Source organism: uncultured Pigmentiphaga sp., from assembly GCF_937950555.1.
Classification (GTDB): domain Bacteria; phylum Pseudomonadota; class Gammaproteobacteria; order Burkholderiales; family Burkholderiaceae_B; genus Pigmentiphaga.
Window position 1 is genome coordinate 1 of sequence record NZ_CALFCW010000011.1, and the last position, 6,207, is coordinate 6,207.

General features: G+C 62.9%; 3 protein-coding genes. All 3 read right to left on the reverse strand.

All coding sequences use genetic code 11. The features are described 5' to 3' along the window. Positions 1-1,481: capsular polysaccharide biosynthesis protein (locus tag Q0319_RS01520; protein ID WP_299450435.1), on the reverse strand; the 1,481-nt coding region annotated here is incomplete at its 3' end. A 169-nt stretch (positions 1,482-1,650) separates the two neighbouring features. After that, on the reverse strand, positions 1,651-4,911 hold the full coding sequence (locus Q0319_RS01525) for a CDP-glycerol glycerophosphotransferase family protein (RefSeq protein WP_299450438.1): 3,261 nt from the start codon (positions 4,909-4,911) through the stop codon (positions 1,651-1,653). A gap of 60 nt (positions 4,912-4,971) precedes the next feature. Then, the gene (locus Q0319_RS01530; RefSeq protein ID WP_299450441.1) at positions 4,972-6,105 is read right to left on the reverse strand and encodes a galactosyltransferase-related protein; all 1,134 of its coding nucleotides are present in this window, start codon (positions 6,103-6,105) and stop codon (positions 4,972-4,974) included. Positions 6,106-6,207: the final 102 nt, after the last annotated feature.

The window sequence follows — 6,207 nt, forward strand, 5'->3', positions numbered from 1 at the left end:
GAAGGGCGGCGCCAGCTGCCCGCGCCGACGTTGTACTTGGTCAGGCCCGCGCCGACGATGCGCTCGCGCAGCGCACGTGCGCGGGTCAACAGTGCGTCATCGAAGGCCGCGGTCTGCAGCAGCGTTTCCAAGTCCGACGGACGCGTCGCGTCGTAGTACATGCCGGTGCGGTCCATGACCCATGAAAGCGGCCGCACCAGATCCGCCCCCAGGCCGACGGAACGCAAGAAGCCGTCTTCCAGGCGCACGAGCGCGACCGTCTCGGAGCTTGCCCCCGGGGCCGATGGTCCACCCGCCGCGGGCGTGTCGCCCCCCGGACCTGCCGCCGCCGCTGACGCGAACGCACCTGCCTCTTTGCGCCCCCACACGGCCAACGTCGCTCCGGGGGGCACCTGCGCCGCCTCGCGCACGAAACGCACCTCGCTCCCGGAGAAGAATGACCGCACGATCGGCTTCTTCCAGCGCGAGAAAGCGAGCGCGTGCACCCGCGCCGGAAAGCGCCCGCGCATCCGTCGCTGCAGGGCCATCCATGCCATCAGCCGCTCCGGCTCGCAGCGCTGGCCGGTTTCAGGGTCCAGGTAGCGCGGGTACTCGATCAACGCCGCGTGCACGAGGTCGTCCAGCCCCACCGGACGGCGGCGATCGGGCGGGGGCAGCTCGTCGCCCGTCAGCCCCCAGCCGGCATAGAACGGCATGCCAAAGCAGCGCACCGGCCGACCCCACAGCAGCGCCTCGAAGCCCATCTGCGAAGTCACGGTGTAGACCATGTGGGCCGCTTCGAGCAATGCGCAAGGGTGGGCGTCGCTGGCGAGCACGCGCACCCGCGCCGCCTGCCCGGGCGTCAAGGCGTCGAAATGCCCACGCTTGCGCCCGGCGATCACGTCCGGGTGCACCTTGAGCAGCACGGGCAGGTGAGGATGTTCGTCGAGCGCCGCCTCGAGCATGCGCGCGAAGCTCCCCGCATTCGCCAGGCCGTAGGCGATGGACGCATCGCCGTAGGTCTGATCCACCACCAGCGCGAAGGGCCCCTCCAAGGGAGACGTCGCCTCGCGCGCATGGTTGTACTTGGACAGGCGCCCTTCGCACCACGAGGCGCGCAGCGCGGCCGCCCGCGAGCACTCGTCTTGCCCGTGGGGCCGCGCGATCAACGCCTCGATTCGAGAGGGAGAGGAAGCGTCGTAGTAGATGCCCAGGTCGTCGAGCACGATGGACAAGGGCGGGTCCTGGTTCCCGAGCCCCACCGACCGCAAGAAACCGTCTTCGGCACGCCACACGGGCAGCCCGTGGCGGGAAGCGAACGCCTCGGCCACGCGCGCGCTCGGTTTGCGGCCCCAGGCGAGGACCGCGTCCAGGCCTTCGACAGCAGGCCGGCGGCTCATGCGCAGCTCGACATCGCCGAGCAACGCCGACAAGGTGTCCACCCGCTGCAGGCCTGGCGTGAGGACGGCCAAGCAGCGGGCCAGGGGGGGTGCAGAGGTCAAAGTCTTGGCAGGGTGAACAAGAAGATCTGGCGGGATTGTGCGCGACGACAGCCGTGGCTCAGGCGGCTCGCTCTTCACCGCGCCGGCCCGTCAAACCCGGGCGTCGGGAAGCGCGGCCTCCAGGCAGGCTTCCACGTCTTCAGGAGGCACCCGCAGGCTCTCGGGCACGTCAAAGAGGGAGGGCATGTTGCCTTCTCTCCAAGCGCAGTTTGGCCAGTATCACCAGGCCTTGCAGGCGATGACTCAACGGTTGTGACAGCAGCGGCAGTATCGACATGTCCTGCTTAATGAGTTCCTCCCACTGCTCCAGCGCATAGAGGACTTCTGCCCGTTCGACTTCCACCATGGCACGCTCCTGAAGCGAGCGTGGCATGACCTCGTCCAAGGCCCGGAGTGCTTCCTGATAGCGCTCAAGTTCTCGCAACCGCTTTACAACGGCCATCTGGACGCGTGTGATGTCGGTCCACCGGAGGTGCGGTGGCAAAGCGGCAATGGCGGGTGCGGTATGTCGTTCAAATATCTCGACGGCGAGCTCGCTGGGAGGTTGCTCCAGTGCCTCGCGGAATTCCTGGATGGCGTCGAACGCGCGGTTGGCAAGGGTTTCGTACTCGGTGGCAGTCGCCCTGAGGCGTTCGGCTTCTTCACGCCACGAAGCGTCCAGCGTGGGGCCGAAGCGATGCAGCAAGTCATCCACGTGGCGGCGGCACAGCCCCCAATGGCCCAGCGCGAACTCGTGCTGGGCGAAATGCCACACCACCTCCGCGGTTTCGGGCGCGCGGACCTCCGGGCGGTCCAGCGCGATGATGGCTTCGTAGACACGGCGGCAGCACCGACCGTCCCGGTGCGCGAAGGTGTTGCGCATCCGTTCCCGGTAAACGGGCTCGGGTTCAGCGTTTCGCGCGAGGAGCCTGGCCAGCTCTTCGAGCAAGGCACTTTCATCGAAGCAGACGGGCCCAAAGCCGTCTTTCTCGTAGCTGAAATAGCCCTTGCGGGTGAGGTGCCCCCCGCCGAAGACCAGGTCGCGGTCGAACTGATAGTACAGCACCGGTCGCTCCAGCAAGGCCATCTCGAAGGCGACCGAGGAATAGTCGGTAACCATCAAGGCGGCACGCTGGAAATGATGCTGGATCGACGTGCCGGGCTCGTGCCGCGCAACTTCAATCCACGACGGCAAGTGGAAGCCGGGCAGATACGGTTGGATGTTGGCATGAGGGAAGAACACCACCCGATAGCCGTGTTGTTGGGCCAGCCGGCGGAGGGTGTCCGATGCGAGGAACGAGCGCCAACGACATGCATATTCCGACTCGTGGAATAGAGGGTTGGGTGCGCGCGTGTTGCCTTTGCCTTTTACGGGACCGACTAGTGATTCACGCCAGGTTGGCATGACCAGGATGACCTTCTCCATGGGTTTCTTGCCATCCAACAGCGCGTCATGACGGGGAAATCCCGAAAGCACGACTTCGCTGGTGCCGAACTTGTAGGGACTGTCGTGGCCAACGAAGCTACGGTACTCCTTGACGCTGGCACTGACCAAGACGGCGATGTCCTTGGCATTGAACCAAGCGGACATGTCATTCTGTGTCAGTCCGTGCTGCAGGAAGGTAAAGCGTGCCTTGAACAGATCCGAAAACTGGGCTCGCGGGACCGGTTCCACTACATAGCGGTCCGCATGGCTGGAGACGATGTGGTCTGCATGCAGGCATGCGGCCTGATGCTCCCTGGACCCGTAGTCCAGCAGGCGAAACCCTTCAGCCTGCAGGCGTGGCCAGTCATGGGACGTGCGCCGCAAGACAAAATAGGCATTGACCTCGGGGTGGTGCTGGCGGAGATAGCGATACAGGTGTTCGGCGTTGTCGTCGGCCTGGATGTCCCGATCCATCAACAGCCACGCGCGGCGGTAACGCGCCGCCACGTCGGCGCGCAGTGCATACCGGCGCAGCAGGCGCGAGGCCAGGCTGCGTTGTTTCGGCGCCTTGGCGGCCAGCAGGGTCCGCGCCATCACATGCATCAGCGCCTGCTCGCCACAGGGCTTGCCCCCTACGGAGATCGGTGCGGGACGCCCGTCCAGATACAGCGTTATATGGTCCGCCAGTGATTCATAGGGGACCCAGAGATTGCGCTCGCGAACGAACACTTCATCAGCAAACCGGTGTACCCGCTCGGTGACCGCCGCGGGGAGCATGGCCTGGCCGGCAACGACCACGCGCTCGGAGACGGGCCCGGCGTGGTAGTAGTACCTCAGGCAGACGAGTTTTTTCTTTTCATCCAGCGCTTCGGCGTAGGCGCGGTAACGGTCGGGCGCCATGTTCTTGAACAGCCCCAACATGCCAACATGGTGGTAATGCCAAGCGCCGCCAAGGCGGAACGTTTGGATGACATCGGGGGTGATGTAGGAAAATATTTGGTGAAGTAAATTCTTGAAGCGTTTTTTTTGTTCTTCGTCGAGGTGGTCCAGCTTGCGGGGGTCTCTCAGAAGAATCTTGAAATACCAAATCAAGTCATACAACACCAAAGTTTGGATCCCTTTGGGCACAGTTCTGGTGTGTGGCGAGGCATTTTCAAGGAGATCCAAATGCCCGAGCTGAAGTACGTCCCCGAACTTGCGAGGGTCATCCCAAGATCGATCGATGGAGGAGGTCTGGTCGGCGCGTTTTCTGTAGTAGTAGACTGCCTCGGCGCAAAGGCCAAAGTTTGCTTGTTCTACCAACTTCTGGTACCGGGCCACAAAGTGCGCGTCCTCAAAGACGGGTTTGATTGCCTCATCGAACACTAAGCCGTTGGAGGTGATGACATCGAGAGCGAAGAAGCATGAATTTGTTGCCAGCTGTATGCAGTCGCCAGGGTCAATGAGGGAAACTATTCGATTCCCGTTCTTGAACCGATAGGCGAGGGGGTGATTGTCGGCCAGTCGCTTGTTGATTTCGTGGAAATAAACCAACTTGGTCGCCACCATCGCCACTTTGTGGGCGTTGGGGGATGCCATGAATCTGTCCACCGTCTCGAAATAGCGCGGCGAGACGAAATCATCGGGGTCAATGAACGTCACCCATTCGCCTGACGCATGCGTCAGGCCGAGGTTCCGGGCCGAGGCTTGGCCACCATTTTCTTTGCGGACGTACTTGATGGACCCTGGGATCCGTTTGGCCCACTTCTGGATGATTTCTGCTGAACGGTCCGTTGAGCCGTCATCAACCGCAATAATTTCGATCGCCCCAGACAATCGGCAGGTTTGATTCGCGAGCGATGCAAAGAAGTCATCCAAATACTTCTCGACGTTGTACACCGCTGACACGATCGAGTAGGTGTGTCGAGGGGTGTAGGACCCGGAGAACAGGCGTGCAAAGGCTTGAAGACCGACTCTCTTTGCGACCATGTCTCGCACGAAAAGTCGAGGGGAGCGAATCAGCTTGCGGAGCTTCTTTCTTAGCATGAGGGGTGTCCATTACTTCTCTCTTGCGAGAAGCGATCATAATTCCGGTTATGTAGCGGGTCACGCCACGCTGAGTGCTGCGGACTCGCACATGGCAACCGCACGAGCACTCAGGCGTTCTTTCAGGCTCTTTCGCGCCAGCCTAGGCGGGCTGAACAGGGGGGAACCTTGTTCATCGTCGGGTTCACACAGCCCAAGCGAGTTCTTGAGAAGCGCGGCGGTATCCTTGGCGCTGAAGCCAAGGTGGCTGGTGGAACCGGTAAGGCTGTCGTCCACGATCCCCAGCGACCTCATCCGTTCGCAGAACAGCTCATAGTTTCGTTGCCGCGCTTCGAAATAGCCGTCTCCTTTCGGCCGCCAGTGGTGCACGTGATAGGCGATCGTGCCTCGGGCGAGCACGGGGGCGGTGAAACGGGCCAAGTAGCTGCGGAATCCGACCGCATGACCGGGACTGGCCTGGGGGATGTTGACGAGCACCGACGCGGGGAGCGGCGCCTTCTCGTCGGCATGGGCCAAGCGCATCAGCAGATCAAAGTCTTCGAACCCGTGCCCGCAATAGCGCTCGTGGAACCCTTCAAGGCGGCGATAGTGCTCCTTGTTGACGAGGATCAGCGAGCTGTTGAGGGCCAGGCCATCCATCTGGCGGTTCAGCGCTAGCGTTCGCAAGTGGTCTGCCACTTGCCGTTGCGGCGTGGCCGCCGCCAGCCGCCTTGCTGCATCCAGGCCGACGCGGTGGGACAGGTAAATCACCGGCACGGAGACGAAACCGCGCTCCAGTTCGCGGCGAAGCTGCCGGGCATCTTCGATGACATTCGGGGGCAGGACGAGGTCGACGTCGGCGAAGAACAGGTCCATGCCGGATGCCGCCTCTGCACCGATGTTGCGCAGGCGTCCCAAGGGGATGCCCGGCTCGTGCGGCAGCCTTGCGGTCTGGGGCAGCACGATGTTCCGCATGCGAGTCCGGCGAGCGGACACCATGCGCTCGAGGACACGGTCCCAGCGAGTGCCGTAGGTGAGGTGTGCCACGACGATTTCGGTGCAGCCGGCAGGCCAGGGCGCATCGAGGAATGCCCGCAGCCTGCGCAGCACGCCCAGCGGACGACGGGACAAGTCAATCGGAACGATGATCGAGCAAGTGTCCATCGGTACGTCAGCCGGGCCCGGACTGCGCGTGTCGTGTAAAGGAGGGGACATGTCCGCCGTCAGTTACAGACCCAACAGAACCTTCGCTGACACGGCGATCTGGTACAGGATCTGCGTAATGCCCCGCGTCAGCTCGACGCTCTTGGTCTCGAT

Excerpts from the sequence above, each read along its gene's own strand:
- Q0319_RS01525 (WP_299450438.1), bottom strand. The coding sequence starts at position 4,911 with ATGCTAAGAAAGAAGCTCCGCAAGCTGATTCGCTCCCCTCGACTTTTC.
- Q0319_RS01530 (WP_299450441.1), bottom strand. The coding sequence starts at position 6,105 with ATGTCCCCTCCTTTACACGACACGCGCAGTCCGGGCCCGGCTGACGTA.